The sequence below is a fragment of the Stenotrophomonas sp. 21LCFQ19 genome (genome assembly GCF_056861425.1).
The window spans coordinates 1-16,195 of the sequence record NZ_JBSPUF010000022.1 but is presented as its reverse complement, the minus strand read 5'-3'; the positions used below and the strand labels follow the sequence as shown (position 1 = coordinate 16,195).

At 65.2% G+C, this 16,195-nt stretch carries 13 protein-coding genes; 11 read left to right on the top strand and 2 right to left on the bottom strand.

Annotated features, from left to right (window positions below):
* Positions 1-16 precede the first annotated feature (16 nt).
* The gene (locus AC13FW_RS18870) at positions 17-643 is read right to left on the bottom strand and encodes a TetR/AcrR family transcriptional regulator (RefSeq protein ID WP_482990085.1); all 627 of its coding nucleotides are present in this window, start codon (positions 641-643) and stop codon (positions 17-19) included.
* A gap of 132 nt (positions 644-775) precedes the next feature.
* Here AC13FW_RS18870 and AC13FW_RS18865 point away from each other — a divergent pair, with 132 nt between their 5' ends.
* The 3 genes from AC13FW_RS18865 (at position 776) to AC13FW_RS18855 (ending at position 3,433) form a co-directional block, all read left to right on the top strand.
* The gene (locus tag AC13FW_RS18865; protein ID WP_482990084.1) at positions 776-1,813 is read left to right on the top strand and encodes an MBL fold metallo-hydrolase; all 1,038 of its coding nucleotides are present in this window, start codon (positions 776-778) and stop codon (positions 1,811-1,813) included.
* Positions 1,814-2,063: 250 nt separating this feature from the next.
* Positions 2,064-2,798, top strand: coding sequence for a hypothetical protein (locus AC13FW_RS18860; RefSeq protein WP_482990083.1), 735 nt, complete (start codon positions 2,064-2,066; stop codon positions 2,796-2,798).
* 65 nt (positions 2,799-2,863) lie between these two features.
* A complete protein-coding gene (locus AC13FW_RS18855; protein WP_482990114.1) occupies positions 2,864-3,433 on the top strand; it encodes an HAD family hydrolase in 570 nt (189 codons plus the stop codon).
* A gap of 267 nt (positions 3,434-3,700) precedes the next feature.
* On the opposite strand, the gene AC13FW_RS18850 is transcribed toward AC13FW_RS18855, so the two are convergent.
* Positions 3,701-4,633, bottom strand: a complete 933-nt coding sequence (locus AC13FW_RS18850; protein ID WP_282271521.1) for a carbohydrate kinase family protein — start codon at positions 4,631-4,633, stop codon at positions 3,701-3,703.
* A 274-nt stretch (positions 4,634-4,907) separates the two neighbouring features.
* On the opposite strand from AC13FW_RS18850, the gene AC13FW_RS18845 reads away from it, so the two are divergent.
* From AC13FW_RS18845 to AC13FW_RS18810, 8 genes are all read left to right on the top strand, one after another.
* Positions 4,908-5,954, top strand: a complete 1,047-nt coding sequence (locus tag AC13FW_RS18845) for a rod shape-determining protein (RefSeq protein WP_005419402.1) — start codon at positions 4,908-4,910, stop codon at positions 5,952-5,954.
* Between the two features lie 156 nt (positions 5,955-6,110).
* Entirely contained in the window at positions 6,111-7,244 is a 1,134-nt protein-coding gene (mreC, locus tag AC13FW_RS18840) for a rod shape-determining protein MreC (protein ID WP_482990082.1), read from the top strand.
* Positions 7,241-7,726: a rod shape-determining protein MreD gene (gene mreD / locus AC13FW_RS18835; protein WP_282271525.1), complete on the top strand. Its 486-nt coding sequence runs from the start codon at positions 7,241-7,243 to the stop codon at positions 7,724-7,726. The genes mreC and mreD overlap by 4 nt, the downstream gene beginning before the upstream one ends.
* A 2-nt stretch (positions 7,727-7,728) precedes the next feature.
* Positions 7,729-9,825: a penicillin-binding protein 2 gene (gene mrdA, locus AC13FW_RS18830; RefSeq protein WP_482990081.1), complete on the top strand. Its 2,097-nt coding sequence runs from the start codon at positions 7,729-7,731 to the stop codon at positions 9,823-9,825.
* Positions 9,822-10,928 carry a rod shape-determining protein RodA gene (gene rodA / locus AC13FW_RS18825; protein ID WP_282271529.1) on the top strand — a complete coding sequence of 369 codons (1,107 nt, stop codon included), beginning with the start codon at positions 9,822-9,824 and terminating at the stop codon, positions 10,926-10,928. Before mrdA ends, rodA begins: the two co-directional genes overlap by 4 nt.
* A 466-nt stretch (positions 10,929-11,394) precedes the next feature.
* On the top strand, positions 11,395-12,531 hold the full coding sequence (gene mltB / locus AC13FW_RS18820; protein WP_482990080.1) for a lytic murein transglycosylase B: 1,137 nt from the start codon (positions 11,395-11,397) through the stop codon (positions 12,529-12,531).
* 365 nt (positions 12,532-12,896) lie between these two features.
* Positions 12,897-13,847, top strand: coding sequence for a septal ring lytic transglycosylase RlpA family protein (locus tag AC13FW_RS18815; RefSeq protein ID WP_482990113.1), 951 nt, complete (start codon positions 12,897-12,899; stop codon positions 13,845-13,847).
* Positions 13,848-13,939: 92 nt separating this feature from the next.
* Positions 13,940-15,154 (top strand): D-alanyl-D-alanine carboxypeptidase family protein, encoded by a 1,215-nt coding sequence (locus AC13FW_RS18810; RefSeq protein ID WP_282271535.1) that lies wholly within the window; start codon positions 13,940-13,942, stop codon positions 15,152-15,154.
* The last annotated feature ends 1,041 nt before the right edge of the window (positions 15,155-16,195 follow it).

Here is a 16,195-nt window from a genome sequence, read left to right as displayed (position 1 = left end):
TGGGCGTGCGCTGCACTCAGGGCGTGAGCGCGCGCACCGCCAGGAACATGTCCACGCAGTCGTGCATCACCCGCTGCTGCGCGCTGGCGTCCAAGGGCGTGGCACCCATCGCGATCTGTGGCCAGAACGCGAACGCCTTGACCATGCCCTGCAGCTGGTGGGCGGCGTCGGCCGGGGCGATATCGTCGCGCAGGCGGCCGTCGGCCTGTGCGGCGCGGATCCACGTGGTCAGGCCTTCTTCCTTCTCGGCCAGCTTGTCCATCATCACCCGTGCCCGTTCCGGTGCATGCACCAGCTCGGCCATGGCCACTCGCGACAGGTCGATGAAGCTGGCGTCGCTGAGCAGGCGCAGTTTCTGCGCGACGAAGGCCAGCAACTGCTCGCGCAATGGCCGGGCCGGATCGTAGGCCAGCGCGTCCAGCGCTTGGCTGGCCTCCCACAGCTGCCAGAGGATGGCGGTGAACAGCTCGTCCTTGCTGGCGAAGTGGTTGTAGACCGTGCGCTTGGACACCTCGGCGGCGGCGGCGACGCGGTCCATGCTGGTGCCGGCAAAGCCCAGTTCGCGGAACTCGGCCACTGCCGCGCGCAGGATGGCTTCGCGTTTGCGGTCGGTCAGGCGGAGGGGGCGCTTGGCGTCGGTCATCCGCTCATTTTACACCGTTCAGTTTACTTTCCTTGAAATGGAAGTAGACTCGCCAGTGTACTTTTACCGGCAAGCCCAGCCATGAAGCGTCGCCTGCCTCGTTTCCTCCTTCTCATTACGGTGCTGATTGCCATGTCCATTGGCCTGCTGACCTGCGGCGCGCATCCTGCCGCTTCCTACGACCAGTCGCCGCAATACGGCGAGGGGCGTTTCCACAACGTGGCCAAGCAGGCCCCGCTTGGTTTCGTGCGTGGCGTGAAGGTGTGGTGGCGCTTCCTGTTCGACAAGCCGGCCGATGCCACGCCGCAGGTGGCGATTCCGGTACATGCCTTGACCCGGCAGGCCTTGCTGGACGCACCGGACGACAGCCTGTGGCGGCTGGGCCATTCGACCATGCTGATGAAGCTGGACGGACACTTCTGGTTGACCGATCCGGTGTTCTCCGAGCGGGTGTCACCGTTCTCGTTCATGGGGCCGAAGCGCTTCCATGCGCCGCCGTTGTCGATCGAGGAACTGCCAGAGATCACCGGTGTCATCATCTCGCACGACCACTACGATCATCTCGATCACGATGCAGTGTTGGCGCTGGCGCCGAAAGTGCGGCACTTCGTCACCGCGCTGGGTGTGGGCGATCGCCTGCTGGCCTGGGGCGTGCCGCAGGAGAAGATCACCCAGCTCGACTGGTGGCAGGAAACGCGGGTGGAAGGCCTGAGAATCGCGGCAACACCTGCGCAGCACTTCTCCGGTCGCGGTTTGTCCGACAGCAACCGCACCTTGTGGGCATCGTGGGTGATCGATACCGGCCGCACGCGCATTTTCTTCAGTGGCGACAGTGGTTACTTCGACGGCTTTGCGAAGATCGGCGAGCGTTACGGCCCGTTCGACCTGGCGATGGTCGAGACCGGTGCTTACGACGAACAGTGGCCAGGCGTGCATATGCAGCCGGAGCAGAGTCTGCAGGCGCATCTGGATGTGCGCGGCAAGGTGATGATGCCGATCCATAACGGTACGTTTGACCTGGCTTTGCATCCCTGGACCGAGCCGTTCGAGCGGATTACCGCACTGGCGGCGGAGCAGGGGGTGGTGTTGACCGCACCGCAGATGGGCGAGCGGCTGGATATCCGTGCGCCTGCGCCTTCGACGCATTGGTGGCGGGTGGGTGAGGAGTGAGGGCTGCGGTGGTAGTTGTTGCCGTTGATGTTGCTTCCAGTGCCGTCATTCCCGCGTAGGCGGGAATCGCTCTTGTTGTTGCCCTTGCCTTTGCATTTGCTGTTACGCGAAGCCAAAGAGCCAGAGCGATCCCCGCCTGCGCGGGGATGACGGCATAAGAACCAAAGCCAAAGCGACTCCCGAGTCCCCAACATGCTCTAAAGTGAAGCCCATCGCGCTCACCACGCGCCCCGTTCACTGGAGCTGTTTGATGAAACCCCTGATCCTCGGCGCCCTTTGCGTCTTTGCCCTGACTGCCTGCAGCAACCCGGAGGCCGAGCGCCAGCAACAAGAGGCCGCCGCCGCCCAGGAGCGGGCCAAGCGCGAAGCGGACGCCGAAGGCATCGGCAAGCTGTACGACGCTGCGATCACCGCCACCGATTGGGAGAAGGCACGCATCCACGGTGCTGCGTTGCTGGATCAGTTTCCGGATTCGGAGACCGCCAAACGCATCGAGCCGGGCTTCGCCGAGGTCCGCGAAAAGGCCGCGGCTGCCGGTGAGCTGCGCCGCATGGAGGCCCTGTGGAATTACAACCAGGTGCCGGTCAAGGGCGGTACCCAGCGCTCGGCGGCAATCTACAGCAAGGACCGCGTGGAAGTGGACAGCACCGGCGCCAAGCAGGTGAACCTGGTGTTCCGTGATCACCCGGAATGGAAGCGCCACGCCTATCTGGTGCTGCAGTCCAGTGACTTCGCCAAGGCCTGCTACCGCGCCTGCCAGGTCAAGGTCAGCGTCGATGGTGCGCCGGCCCGCAACATGGCCGCGCATCGCCCGGATACCGATGAGGCCATTGCCATGTTCATCGATGACAACCGCGGCCTGTGGCGGCAGGCACGCAAGGCCAAGGTCATCGAGATCGAGTTCCCGGTGCTGGCCGGTGGCACCCGCAAGGCGGTGTTCGAGGTTGGCGGTTTGGACGGCAGCCAGATGCCGAACTGGGATTGAGGCCGGTGCTCGCTGATGTGGCGGGGCGTTGCGACCTCGCCGCCAGCCGCCATTGGGTGTTCGACATGGACGGCACCCTGACCGAGCCGGTGCATGATTTCGAATTGATCCGGCGTGAGCTGCAGATCCCATCCGGCGCGGACATTCTTGAGCATCTGGCCAGCCTGCCGGCGCAGCAGGCTGCTGACAGTCACGCCTGGCTGATGCAGCACGAGCGGGAACTGGCCGAAGCGTCGGTCGCGGCGCCGGGGGCGGTGGCCCTGATCCGCGCGCTGCATGCCGATGGGTGCCGCTTGGGCATCCTCACCCGCAATGCGCGTGAGTTGGCCGAAGTGACGCTGGCGGCGATCGGTGTGGCGGAGTGTTTTGCTGTCGATGAGATCATCGGCCGCTGGGAAGTGGCGCCCAAGCCGTCACCGGCTGGGCTGCAGTTCTTTGCCGAGCGTTGGCAGGTGCTGCCGGCGCAGATGCGGATGGTCGGGGACCATTACTACGATCTCGCCACGGCGAAAGCGGCGGGTGTGCCGGGCATCCTGGTCAATCTGCCGGATGATCCGTGGCCGGGCATGGCGCAGTGGCGACTGCGTGATTGTGCGCAGTTGCTGCAGCAGTGGCGGGCTGGAGAATCCCGGTAGAGCCGAGCCATGCTCGGTTGGGGCGTTACCGGTGGAGCCTCTGTGGGAGCGGCGTAAGCCGCGAAGCTGGCAATGCTGGATTGCAGGCGTGCTCTGCAACCTGATGGAGTGGGAGCTTCGCGGCTTACGCCGCTCCCACAAATCTCGCGCGGCCGATGGATTGCCGGGAAGGCCTCTGCCGAGCATGGCTCGGCACTACCGGTTACGGTTTGCCGGTTGCACGGTCGGCGGCCCGTGAAAAAAAACGGCGCCGAGGCGCCGTTTTTCTTAGAGGCCGTAGCCGAATTGCTGCTTGAACTGGTCGTTGAACTCGGCGAAGTCGAAGCGCTGGTTCTGCGTGCCCGGGTGTTCCACCTTCAGCGCGCCCATCAGGTTGCTCATGCGGCCGACGGTCAGCCAGTCCATGCCCTTCTCGATGCCGAAGATCAGGCCGGCGCGGAAGGCGTCGCCACAGCCAGTCGGGTCGACCACGCGGCGCTCGTGCGCCGGCGGGATGTCGAAGCTCTTTTCCGGGGTGTGGATGATGGCGCCGCGCGGGCCCTGGGTGGTGATGTAGGCCTTGGTCCGGGCGACGATGTCGGTCTCGCTCCAGCCGGTGCGCTGCTGCAGCAGGTTGGACTCGTAGTCGTTGACCACCACGTAGTCGGCCTGCTCGATGAACTCGCGCAGTTCCGGGCCGTTGAACAGCGGCAGCGCCTGGCCCGGGTCGAAGATGAAGGGAATGCCGCATTCCACGAACTCGGCGGCGTTCTGGATCATGCCTTCGCGGCCGTCCGGGGCAACGATGCCGAAGGTGACGCCCGGCACGTCGCGCACGTGGTTCTCGTGCGAACGCATCATCGCGCCCGGGTGGAAGGCGGTGATCTGGTTGTTGTCGTGGTCGGTGGTGATGAAACACTGCGGGGTGAACATGTCTTCCAGCACCCGTACCTGGCTCAGGTCGATGCCCATGCGCTCGAAGTGCTCACGGTACGGACCGAAGTCCTGGCCCACGGTACCCATCGGGATCGGGCTGCCGCCCAGCAGCTTCAGGTTGTAGGCGATGTTGCCGGCGCAGCCACCTAGTTCGCGACGCATGCGCGGCACCAGGAACGACACATTCAGGATGTGCACCTTGTCCGGCAGGATGTGGTTCTTGAACTGGTCCGGGAACACCATGATGGTGTCAAAGGCAAGGGAACCACAGATCAAAGCGGACATTGCGAACAGGCCTATACGTAAAAGGAAAAAGCCGCCGCGCACGCGCAGTCGACCCGGCGCGACTGCGCGCCAAAGTGCGTAAGGTTACCGGCTGCGGCGGCCCACGGCCACAAGCAAGGATGTACCGCAGCTGCCCGGAGTGGTTGAAAGCCCAGAATTCACTAGGATTTTCCTTGCTCGGGCGGGGGTGGGTTGATAGGCTAACTGCCCTCATTTTCTGCCCATTTTTTCGCCAACCGGCGTGGGCGCGACACCCCTCAGGATCACTTCCCAGATGTTCAAGAAGCTGCGTGGCATGTTCTCCAATGACCTGTCCATTGACCTGGGCACGGCCAACACCCTTATCTATGTGCGCGGCCAGGGCATTGTGCTGAACGAGCCGTCAGTCGTGGCCGTGCGTCAGGACCGTGCCATCGGTGGCACCCGCTCGGTGGCTGCCGTCGGCGCCGAGGCCAAGCAGATGCTCGGCCGTACCCCGGGCCATATCACCACCATCCGCCCGATGAAGGACGGCGTCATCGCTGACTTCACCTACACCGAGGCGATGCTCAAGCACTTCATCAAGAAGGTGCACAAGTCGCGCGTGCTGCGCCCCAGCCCGCGCGTGCTGGTCTGCGTGCCGGCCGGCTCCACCCAGGTGGAGCGCCGCGCCATCAAGGAATCGGCCGAGGAGGCCGGTGCGCGTGATGTGTTCCTGATCGAAGAGCCGATGGCGGCTGCGATCGGTGCCGGCATGCCGGTTACCGAGGCGCGCGGTTCGATGGTCATCGATATCGGCGGCGGCACCACCGAAGTCGCGGTCATCTCGCTGAACGGCATTGTCTATTCGGCCTCGGTGCGTATCGGCGGCGACCGTTTCGACGAGTCCATCACCAATTACGTGCGCCGCAACCACGGCATGCTGATCGGTGAAGCCACCGCCGAGCGCATCAAGGTGGAGCTGGGCTGCGCCTACCCGCAGGCGGAAGTGATCGAGATGGAAATCTCCGGCCGTAACCTCGCCGAGGGCGTGCCGAAGATGATCAAGATCAGTTCCAACGAAGTGTTGGAAGCCCTGCATGAACCGCTGTCGGGCATCGTCTCGGCGGTCAAGCTGGCCCTGGAGCAGACCCCGCCGGAACTGTGCGCCGACGTCGCCGAGCGCGGCATCGTGCTGACCGGTGGCGGCGCCCTGCTGCGTGACCTGGACCGCCTGATCTCCGAAGAAACCGGCCTGCACGTGCAGGTGGCCGACGATCCCTTGACCTGCGTGGCCCGCGGTGGCGGTCGTGCGCTGGAGCTGGTGGACATGCACGGCAACGAGTTCTTTGCGCCGGAGTGATCCGCAGGGAACAGGGGCTGGGGAATCGGTAACGGGGGGCAGGGTGCCCTGCAGCGCGTTCCGCTCTCCAGCATCCATTTCCCGGAACCATCGGCGTGACGCCAGTCGCGCCGTTTCCATACCTGATTCTTCCTTTCCCATTCCCAGCCTTCTGTCGTGCCCCCTTACGCCGGTCCTCCCGTAGCCTCCCGTCAGGGGGATGCCAGTAGCACGCTGCGTCTGCTGGCGTACCTGGCCTTGGCCATCACCTTGATCGTGCTCGACGACCAGGGCGGCTGGATGTCGCGTCTGCGCGCCCAGGCCAATGTGCTGGTGCAGCCGATCTGGGCCCTGGCCGGTGTGCCGGGCCGGGTAGGGGCGTCGGTCAAGGACAACGCGGCCAGCCATAACCAGCTGGTCAGCGAAAACCGCGAGCTGCGCAACCAGCTGCTGATCGCCAACGCGCGCCTGACCCGCCTGCAGACTGCGGCGCTGGACAACGCACAGCTGCGCGAGCTGCTCAACGTGGCCGAGCGCAATGGCCTGGACGTGCAACTGGCGCCCATCCTCGATATCGACCTGGACCCGGTCAAACAGCGCCTGGTGCTGGATTCAGGCAGCCGTGCCGGTGTGCATGTCGGCCAGGCAGTGATCGATGCCGGTGGCCTGATGGGCCAGGTGATCGCGGTGACGCCAGCGCATTCGACGGTGCTGTTGCTGACCGATCCGGACCATGCGGTGCCGGTGGCGGTGGCACGCAATGGCGTGCGGCTGATTGTCTACGGCCGTGGCGACCGGCTGGAACTGCGTGATATTCCGCTCAGCGCGGGCGTGGAAGTCGGCGATGAGATCGTCACTTCCGGTCTGGGTGGGCGTTTCCCGGCCGGCTTCCCGGTCGGCAAGATCCTGAAGCTGCGTCCGGACGACACCCACGCCTTCCTGGTCGGCGAACTGGAGCCGGCGGCCAAGCTGGACCGTGGCCGCAACGTGCTGCTGCTGCGTTCGGTACCGGCGCTGCCGCAACTGCCCGACAGCACTGCAATCGAATCGGCGCCGGAAGCCGCGGCCGCGGGCGGTCCATCCGCCGCCCCGGTCAACCGCATGGGCGCGGCAGCTGCCGTTGTTCCTGCCTCCAGTACCGCCACCAGCCCTCCGGCTGCGACCACGCAGGCCCCGACCAGCACGCCAGCGAGCGAGCCGGCAGCGGCAGGCCAGGCGCCCGTCCCGGCGACAACGCCAGCCAACGAATCCGCAAGCCCGGCAACACCAGTGACCACTGACAACCCGACCCCGCCGCAGGTGCGCCCATGAGTCGCCTGCGCACCAAGGGCTGGGTGATGCCGGTCAGTTTCGTGCTGGCCTTGCTGCTGGCGCTGATTCCGCTGCCCGAACTGCTGTTGCCGGCGCGCCCGTATTGGCTTGCGCTGGTGCTGGCCTACTGGGTGATCGAGACCCCGGACAAGGTTGGGCTGGGCTTTGCGTTCTGCATTGGCCTGCTGGCCGATGTGATGTTTGGCGGCATTCTGGGTGAGCAGGCGCTGCGGCTGGTGGTGATGGCCTTCATCCTGCAGCGCTTCCGTGCGCGCATCCGTTTCTTCCCGCTGTCGCAGCAGGCCTTGGCGATGGGCGGGTTGCTGTTCAATGACCGCGTGATCGATGCTGCCATCCACCTGCTGGTGGGCGAGCCGATGCTGCCGTGGAGCTACTGGGTGGCACCGCTGCTGGGCATGGCCTTGTGGCTGCCGCTGTATGTGCTGCTGGATGCGGTGCGGCTGGGCAAGCGCGGGCGCTGACGATGGCGCCGCGCCGCCAGCACAAGAACACGCATGCGGAGGCCGAGCAGTTCCGGCGGCGTGCCGCGATCGGCTTCCTGGGTGTGCTGCTGACCCTGGGTTTCCTCGCCGGCTGGTACTTCAAGCTGCAGGTGCTGGACCACGACATCTACGCCACCCGCTCCGAGGCCAATCGCATCAAGGCGCGGCCGGTGGTGCCGGGGCGTGGCCTGATCTACGACCGCAACGGTCGCCTGCTGGCCGAGAACGTGCCTGCCTTCCGCCTGGACGTGACCGCCGACAAGGTCGCGGACATGGATGCCACCCTGGCCGGGCTGCAGAAGATCTTCTCGCTCAGCGAGGAGGACATCGAGCGCTTCAAGCAATCGCGCAAGGCGCGCCGTGGCTTCATGCCGGTGACGTTGAAGCTACGGGTCAGCGACGACGAGATGGCGCGCTTCGCGGTGGACCGCTGGCGCTACCCGGGCGTTGAGCTCGAGCCCTATCTGACCCGTCGCTATCCGTATGGCGATCTGTTCGGCCACATCATCGGCTACGTCGGCCGGGTCGATGACAAGGATCTGGAAGAACTGGGCGAGGGCAATGCAGCGCTGACCCACATCGGCAAGTCCGGGCTGGAGCGCTTCTACGAGACCCAGCTGCGCGGCAAGATCGGCTACGAGCAGGTCGAGACCAATGTGCAGGGCCGTGCGATCCGCACGGTCGGGCGGGTGCCGGCGCAGTCGGGCACTGATCTGCGCCTGTCGATCGATGCCGACCTGCAGCGCGCCATGGTGGCGGCGTTCGGCGAGCAGGAAGGCTCGGCGGTGGCGATCGATCCGCGCACCGGCGAAATCCTGGCCATGGTCAGCCTGCCTTCGTTCGATCCCAATCTGTTCGTCAACGGCATTTCCCACGCCGATTTCAAGGCGCTCAACGAGAACCCCTCACGGCCGCAGTTCAACCGATTGGTGCTGGGCGGTGTGGCGCCAGGTTCGACGGTGAAGCCCTTCCTCGGCCTGGCCGGCCTGGACAGTGGTTTGCGCAGGCCGGAAGACAAGATCCTGTCGCGCGGCATGTTCTACCTGCCCGGCGTGAGCCGTGGCTGGGGTGACGCCAACCGTGGCGGCCATGGCTGGACCGACCTGCGCAAATCCATCTCGCAGTCGGTCAACACCTATTACTACCAGCTCGGTATCGACATGGGCATCGAGCGCTATGACGACTACATGGGCAACCGCTACGGCTTCGGCCAACCCACCGGCATCGACCTGGCCGGTGAGATCGGCGGCATCCTGCCGTCGCCGGCAGCCAAGCTGAAGGCCAACAAGGAACGCTGGTATCCAGGCGACACGGTCAATGCCAGCATCGGCCAGGGCCTGTGGAAGGTGACGCCGCTGCAACTGGTGCGCGGTGTCGGTGGATTGGCGACCGGGCAGTTGCGCACGCCGCACCTGGTGATGGAGCAGCGCGCCGGTTTCGACCACGATTGGGCGCCAACGCCGCAGCCGGCGAGCAGGCCGATCAGTCCCAATCCGGCCAATGTGCAGGCAGTGCGCGAGGGCATGATGGGCACCATGCAGCCCGGCGGCAGTGGCTGGCGTGTGGCTGCCGGTGCGCAGTACCTCATGGCTGGCAAGACCGGTACCGCGCAGGTCATCAGCCGCAAGGGCACGGCCGCGTTGAACCCGCGCAGCCTGCCGATGCACCTGCGCCATCGCGCGCTGTTCGTTGGTTTCGCACCGGCCGAAGAACCGGTGATCGCGATTGCCATCGCAGTGGAAGGCGGCGGCTACGGTGGTTCGGCCGCCGCGCCGATCGCACGCAAGGTGTTTGATGCATGGTTGCTTGGGGTGATGCCCGAAGGCCTGCAGCCGCTGGATGCCGAGCGCGGCACGGTGGCGGTGGGCGTGGCGACCTTCGATACCGAAGATGCCAGCTGGCGCGCGCGCGGTGAGCTGGTAGCACCGCAGTTCGCCGATCTGCCGATCATGGTTGGTGCTCCGGCACCGCTGCCAGGCACGCCGCCGCAGCCAGTGCCCGAGGCGCTGTCCGGTGTTGCGCCGGCAGCTGCACGCCCGGCGCTGCCGGCGACAACCTCAGCGGAGGTGCGCCGATGAGGGATTTCCTGCGCTGGGCGTTGGAGATGGGTCAGCGCCTGACCCGTGGCCTGGACTGGCCGTTGCTGTTTGCCTTGCTCGCCTTGATGGTGATTGGCCTGTCGGTGCTGGACAGTGCCGGTGGCAGTGGCCTGGTGATGGCGCAGGGCGCGCGCTTCGCGGTGGGCCTGGTGGCGATGTGGGCGATCTCGAGGGTGTCGATCCTGCGCATCCGCGCGTGGACGCCGATGATCTATGCCTTGTCGATGCTGCCACTGCTGGCGGTGTTCGTGCTCGGCACCGGCAAGTACGGACGGCAATGGTTGAACCTGGGCCTGTTCTACCTGCAGCCGGCCGAGTTGTTGAAGGTCAGCCTGCCGATGATGGTGGCCTGGTATCTCAACCGCATGCCCTTGCCACCGCGTATCCCGGTGGTGCTGGTGGCAGCGGTGATCATTGGTGTGCCGACCGGGTTGGTGATGTTGCAGCCTGACTTCGGCACCGGCGTGCTGATTGCCGCCAGCGGTGCCTTTGTATTGTTGCTGGCCGGCCTGCCGTGGTGGTGGGTGGGCGTGGGCGTGGGCGGTGTTGCCGCGGCCGCGCCGGTGGCCTGGTTCTGGCTGCTGCGGCCGTACCAGAAGGACCGCATCATGATGTTCCTCGACCCGGAGAGCGATGCGCTCGGTGCGGGTTGGAACATCATCCAGTCCAAGATCGCCATTGGTTCCGGTGGGCTCACCGGCAAGGGCTGGGGCCTTGGCTCACAGTCGCACCTGAACTTCATTCCCGAACAGACCACCGACTTCGCGTTCTCGGTACTGAGCGAGGAGTACGGCTGGATCGGTGTGGCGGTGGTGCTGGCCTTGTATCTGTTCGTGATCGGCCGCTGCCTGTGGATCGCGGTGGATTCGCGCGATACCTACTCGCGGCTGCTGGCGGGCGCGACCGGTCTGGCGTTCTTCGTCTACATCCTGGTCAACGGCGGCATGATCTCCGGCCTGTTGCCGGTAGTGGGCGTGCCGATGCCGTTGATCAGTTACGGCGGTACCTCGGCGGTGTCGTTGCTGGCCGGCTTCGGGCTGGTGATGGCGGTACGTGCGCACCGGCCGGTGCACGGCGGCTAGCGCAATGCTGTTGCGTGGTTCGTCCATTTATCCGCGGCAATATTGTGAGCTTTGATCCAGATCAAACACCTGGCTTTACCAAACCTTCACACTACGCCCCGTCACCGGCGCGCTGTCCGCGCTGTGACTGCTGGCTCGCCGTATGGGGCAGTTGGCAGGTTGGCATCTGGCGGGATGACGGGGGGAGCCGTCGTCCCGGGTCCCCCGGACGCTGACGCGAGTGTCGGTCATCTCAGCGGGATGGGGAGATGACCGACGCTCCTTTTTTGCCTGGCCGGCTTGGCCACGATCCTTTCCGGGCCAGATTGCCGGTCCACAATCGGCGGCATCGCTTTGCCTATTCATCGAATAGCGTGAATCCGAGGGGCTTCGGTGCGGATCGGCGTAGCGTATTTTTCGCTTCAATCCTGTTGTGTTTCATGGTGTTATTGCAGGAAATTCATCTTTGACCTGCTAATCTCGCCCGATGATTAGACGCGCCCTGGTTTGTTGCCTCACCCTCGGCATGGTTGCCTGCGCAACCCAGCCGAAGACTCCTGCACCTCTGCCGGCCCCGGCGGAAACTCCGGTCAAGCCGAGTACCGGCCCGGCCGAAGCCGTACCCGAGGCCAAGACCGCGTTGCCGCCGGTCGACCTGACGCCGGTGCCGTTCGAAACCGCCCGCGCCAACTTCGTGCGCGATACGGCGGCGAAGTACGGCATCGATCCGGCCTATATCGAAAGCACCCTGGCGCAGGCGCAGATCCGCGAACCGATCATCGCCGCGATGTCGCGTCCGGCCGAGCGGGTCAAGCCGTGGAACGAATACCGGCCGATGTTCATCACCCAGGCCCGCATCGACGGTGGTCGTGCCTTCCTGGCCGAGCACCGCGATGAGCTGATGCGGGTGCAGGAACGCACCGGCGTGCCCGCCGAAGTGATCGTCTCCATCATTGGTGTGGAAACCAGCTACGGCCGCAATACCGGCAACCACCGCGTGCTCGACGCGCTGTACACGCTGGCCTTCAAATACCCGCGTACCGGCGACCCGGCCAAGCTCGAGCGCGAAGTGCGCCGCGAACTGTTCTTCCGCGACGAGCTGGCCAAGCTGTTCGAGCTGAGTGCGCTGGAGAAGCTCGACATCACCACGCTCAAGGGCAGTTACGCCGGGGCGATGGGCATGGGCCAGTTCATGCCGTCCAGTTACCTGGACTTCGCGGTGGACGGCAATGGCGATGGCCGCCGTGACCTGTTCAACAGCTACGACGACGTCTTCTCGTCCATTGCCAATTACTTCGTCAAGAAGGGCGGCTGGATCCGTGGCGGCACCGTGGCGGTACCGGCGACGCTGCAGGCTGGCTTCGAGGAATTCAATCCCGCCGACTGGACCCCGGCCTATACCGTCAGCGAGCTGGCGGCGCGTGGCTACCAGCCGGTCACCCCTGTGCGTGCAGTCAATGCCAAAGCCACCCCGGTGACGCTTGAAGGCAGCGACGGCAAGCAGTACTGGCTGGGCTTCCAGAACTACTACGCGATCACCCGTTACAACATCTCCAAAATGTACGCGATGGCCGTGTTCCAGCTGTCCCAGGCCATCGCCGGCAAGGAGCTTCCCCCGGCATGAACATCAAGTGGCTGGTCCCTGCGTTGATCGTGCTCGGGCTGGCCGCCTGCAGCAGCGCCCCCAAGAAGTCGTCATCCGGTACGGCGGGTGCCAGCTCGGCATCGCGGCCGGCGACGGTGGTGCACGGGCGTGGCAGTGCACGCGGTGAATGCCCTGAGGGTTCGCCTTATGCCAAGGCGCAGGAAGACCTGTCCACCCGTGGCAACTACACCGCTGGCGGCCTGTACAAGCCCGGTGTAAGCGACTCCACGCCGAGCTATATACCCAATGTGGACTGTATTCCCGAGCCGGTGGTGACCAACGAGGCGCGCTCGGCGGTCGGCAATCGGTCGCCGTATACGGTGCTGGGCAAGCAATACCAGATCATGGACCGTGTCGATAACTACGTGGAACAGGGCACCGCCTCGTACTACGGGCAGAAGTTCCACGGCCGCCTCACCTCCAACCGTGAGGTGTACGACATGTACGCCTTCACCGCCGCGCACAAGACCTTGCCGCTGCCGAGTTTCGCGCGGGTGACCAACCTGGACAACGGTGAGTCTGTGATCGTGCGGGTCAACGACCGTGGCCCGTTCCACGAAGGTCGCGTCATCGATCTCAGCTATGCCGCCGCAGTGCGGCTGGGCATCACCCAGCGCGGCACCGGCCGGGTCGAAGTGCATGGCCTGACCCCGGGCAGCGAGAACCTGCAGGCCTCCGGCGACAGCCGTCGCGCCCGTCGTGAACGGGCTGCGGCGACGGTTGCCGCCGCAGCGCCGGCACCGCGGCCGGCAGTGGCGAGCCCCAGCCGCATGGACCAGCTGGTCGAGAAGTTGCCCGCCGCACCGGCACGCCCGGTTGCCGGCAATGCCGACCATTTCGACGCCTGGATGAAGGACAACGGCGTGCGCGTCGCTACCGGTCGTCCGGCGACCACCAGTGCTGCCAGCACGGTAGCGGCTCCGGTGAGTGTCCAGGCACTGCCCGCATCGTCGGAATTGTTGCAGTTCACTCCGCCTACGGCCTCGGCTTCGGCCGCAGCGGCGAGGGCTGCGGCGGGTCCGCCACCGAAGACCGTACCGGCCGATCCCGCCGCGCGCGCGCTGGGCTCGATCCTGTTGCAGGTGGCCAGTTTCTCCAGCCGTGACAATGCCGCGCGGGCCTTGGGCCAGCTGGCGTCAGCGGGTATCGTCGGTGCCAGCCTCAGTGACATCGTCAGTGGTGGCCGCACCCTGTGGCGCCTGCGTGTACCGGCCAGTGACAGCAGCAATGCCACGGAACTTGCCGGACGTATTGCCGGTCTTGGGTTTGGCCTGCCGCAAGTGGTCCGCGATTAACCCCAGCACACCGGGGCGCCGCCAGCTGGCCGGTGTCGCCCTACAATGACTCCCCGAATTTTTCTTCCTCGTCCATCAGGAACCGCTGTCCGATGAAATTCCGTTTTGCCGCCGCTGCACTGGCCACCACGCTCGTCGTGGGTCTGGCCTCCGCCCAGACGCCCACCCCGACGCCCACGCCTGCACCGGCCGCAGCTGCTGCTCCGGCGCAGGTGGCGACGCCGCCGGCCCCGGTTCCGACCACCGCCACGGCATGGGTGCTGATGGATTACGCCACCGGCCAGGTGCTGGCGGGCGAGAACATCCATACCCCGCTGCCGCCGGCCAGCATCACCAAGGTGATGACGTCCTACGTGCTGGCTGCGGAAATGAAGACCGGCAAGATCAAGCCGGACGACCAGGTGATGATGAGCGAGCGCGCCTGGCGCGAAGGCGGCGCAGGCACCGATGGCAGCTACAGCGGCTTCCCGGTCAACCAGACCGCGCGTCTGGAAGACATGGAAAAGGGCATGGCGATCCAGTCCGGCAACGACGCGGCAATCGCGCTGGCCGAACATGCTGCCGGCAGCCAGGAAGCGTTCGCGGCGTTGATGAACAGCTACGCCGCCAAGATCGGCATGAAGGATTCGCACTTCGTCAACGCACACGGCCTGAACGCCGAGGGTCACCAGTCCAGCGCCTATGATCTGGCGCTGCTGGGCCGCGCTTTCGTGCGTGATTATCCGGAGACCTATGCGTACAACAAGATCAAGGAATTCACGGTAGGCAAGATCACCCAGCCGAACCGCAACCTGCTGTTGTGGCGTGACCAGAGTGTGGATGGCATCAAGACCGGCCACACCTCGGCGGCTGGTTACTGCCTGCTGAGCTCGGCGCAGCGCGGCGACCAGCGTCTGGTGGCGGTGTTGATGGGTGGTGCTTCGGAGAAGCAGCGCGCTGATGACAGCCTGGCGTTGTTGAACTGGGGTTTCCGTTTCTTCGAAACCCATCGCATGTATGAGCCGGGCAAGGCGGTGACTACGCAGCATGTGTGGAAGGGCGCGGCCGATGAGGTGCAGCTGGGCGTGGCGCAGCCGATGCTGGTGAGCGTGCCGCGTGGCCGTTACAACGATCTGAAGCCGTCGATGGACGTGCCGAAGCAGTTGGTGGCGCCGATCACTGCAGGTCAGCAGATCGGTACGGTCAAGGTGTCGCTGGATGGCAAGGTGGTTGCCGAGGCGCCGCTGGTGGCTGTGCAGGCGGTCGAAGAAGGTGGTTTCTTCAAGCGTCTGTGGGATGCCTTCATGATGTGGTGGAAGTCCGAATAAGGGCTTTCACCGGCTGAAAAGCCGAGCGGCGTTGCGGTGTTCTGTCGACTGGAGTTCAAGTCGATGGGGCGCGGCAACGCCGCTTTTGTTTTGTCTGCGGGGCGGCGGAGCGCCGCTCCCTCCGTTGCCAAGTGCAGCTCCACTCCCTCCCTTTGCCGCAGGCAAGGGGAGGGTCGGGGAGGGGTAGCTTTCGCTGTTGCCGTTGCCGTCGCTTCTGACTTTGACTTTGATGTTGACTCACCGGGGCCCTTCCGCAGCGACGGAGCCAGTGGGAAGAACCCGAAGGGCGACGTGCATGGATGCACGTCGTTTTTCGCCACGACAGGGATGTCGTGGCGAAAAATCCCGCTGGCGGAGTGAACCTGGAGCGCGCAGCGCGGAAGGCGCGTAGGCAGGGTGTGCTTTCTTTGGGCCACGTTTCTTTGCACAAGCAAAGGAGAGCTCTTTAACAGCCGAATGGCTGGTCAAGGTGCGCTCGCGCGCCGAAGGTGGGCGAAAGCTCTGCTCTAGCTCTAGCTTTGGCAACTGCAACTGCAACTGCCAAGGCTTTCACTCCCCTTCGGGGAGCGAGTTACTTTTCTTTGCTTGTGCAAAGAAAAGATAACCAAAAGAAAGCACACCCTGCCTCCGCGCCCACGCCGCTGCGCGACGCGGGTCCACTCCGCTGGCAGGATTTTTCGACGAGACATCCATGTCTCGTCGAAAAACGACGCACATCCGTGTGCGTCGCCCCGTTCGGGGTCTTGCCTGCCAGCTCCGTCGCTGCGGAAGGGGCCCGGTAAGTCAAAAGCTGAAGAGCGAAAGCCGGAGCGAAAGCCGGAGCGAAAGCCGGAGCGAAAGCCGGAGCAAAAGCCGGAGCAAAAGCCGGAGCAAAAGCCGGAGCAAAAGCCGGAGCAAAAGCCGGAGCAAAAGCCGGAGCAAAAGCCGGAGCAAAAGCCGGAGCAAAAGCGCCCTCACCCCAACCCCTCTCCCGCACGCGGGAGAGGGGCTAGTGCACTGGCAGCCGACGCATTGCTAGCCCCTCTCCCGCGTGCGGGAGAG

Coding starts and splice junctions, on each gene's coding strand:
- AC13FW_RS18870 (WP_482990085.1), bottom strand. CDS start 643: ATGACCGACGCCAAGCGCCCCCTCCGCCTGACCGACCGCAAACGCGAA.
- AC13FW_RS18865 (WP_482990084.1), top strand. CDS start 776: ATGTCCATTGGCCTGCTGACCTGCGGCGCGCATCCTGCCGCTTCCTAC.
- AC13FW_RS18860 (WP_482990083.1), top strand. CDS start 2,064: ATGAAACCCCTGATCCTCGGCGCCCTTTGCGTCTTTGCCCTGACTGCC.
- AC13FW_RS18855 (WP_482990114.1), top strand. CDS start 2,864: ATGGACGGCACCCTGACCGAGCCGGTGCATGATTTCGAATTGATCCGG.
- AC13FW_RS18850 (WP_282271521.1), bottom strand. CDS start 4,633: ATGTCCGCTTTGATCTGTGGTTCCCTTGCCTTTGACACCATCATGGTG.
- AC13FW_RS18845 (WP_005419402.1), top strand. CDS start 4,908: ATGTTCAAGAAGCTGCGTGGCATGTTCTCCAATGACCTGTCCATTGAC.
- mreD (WP_282271525.1), top strand. CDS start 7,241: ATGAGTCGCCTGCGCACCAAGGGCTGGGTGATGCCGGTCAGTTTCGTG.
- mrdA (WP_482990081.1), top strand. CDS start 7,729: ATGGCGCCGCGCCGCCAGCACAAGAACACGCATGCGGAGGCCGAGCAG.
- rodA (WP_282271529.1), top strand. CDS start 9,822: ATGAGGGATTTCCTGCGCTGGGCGTTGGAGATGGGTCAGCGCCTGACC.
- mltB (WP_482990080.1), top strand. CDS start 11,395: ATGATTAGACGCGCCCTGGTTTGTTGCCTCACCCTCGGCATGGTTGCC.
- AC13FW_RS18815 (WP_482990113.1), top strand. CDS start 12,897: ATGGACCGTGTCGATAACTACGTGGAACAGGGCACCGCCTCGTACTAC.
- AC13FW_RS18810 (WP_282271535.1), top strand. CDS start 13,940: ATGAAATTCCGTTTTGCCGCCGCTGCACTGGCCACCACGCTCGTCGTG.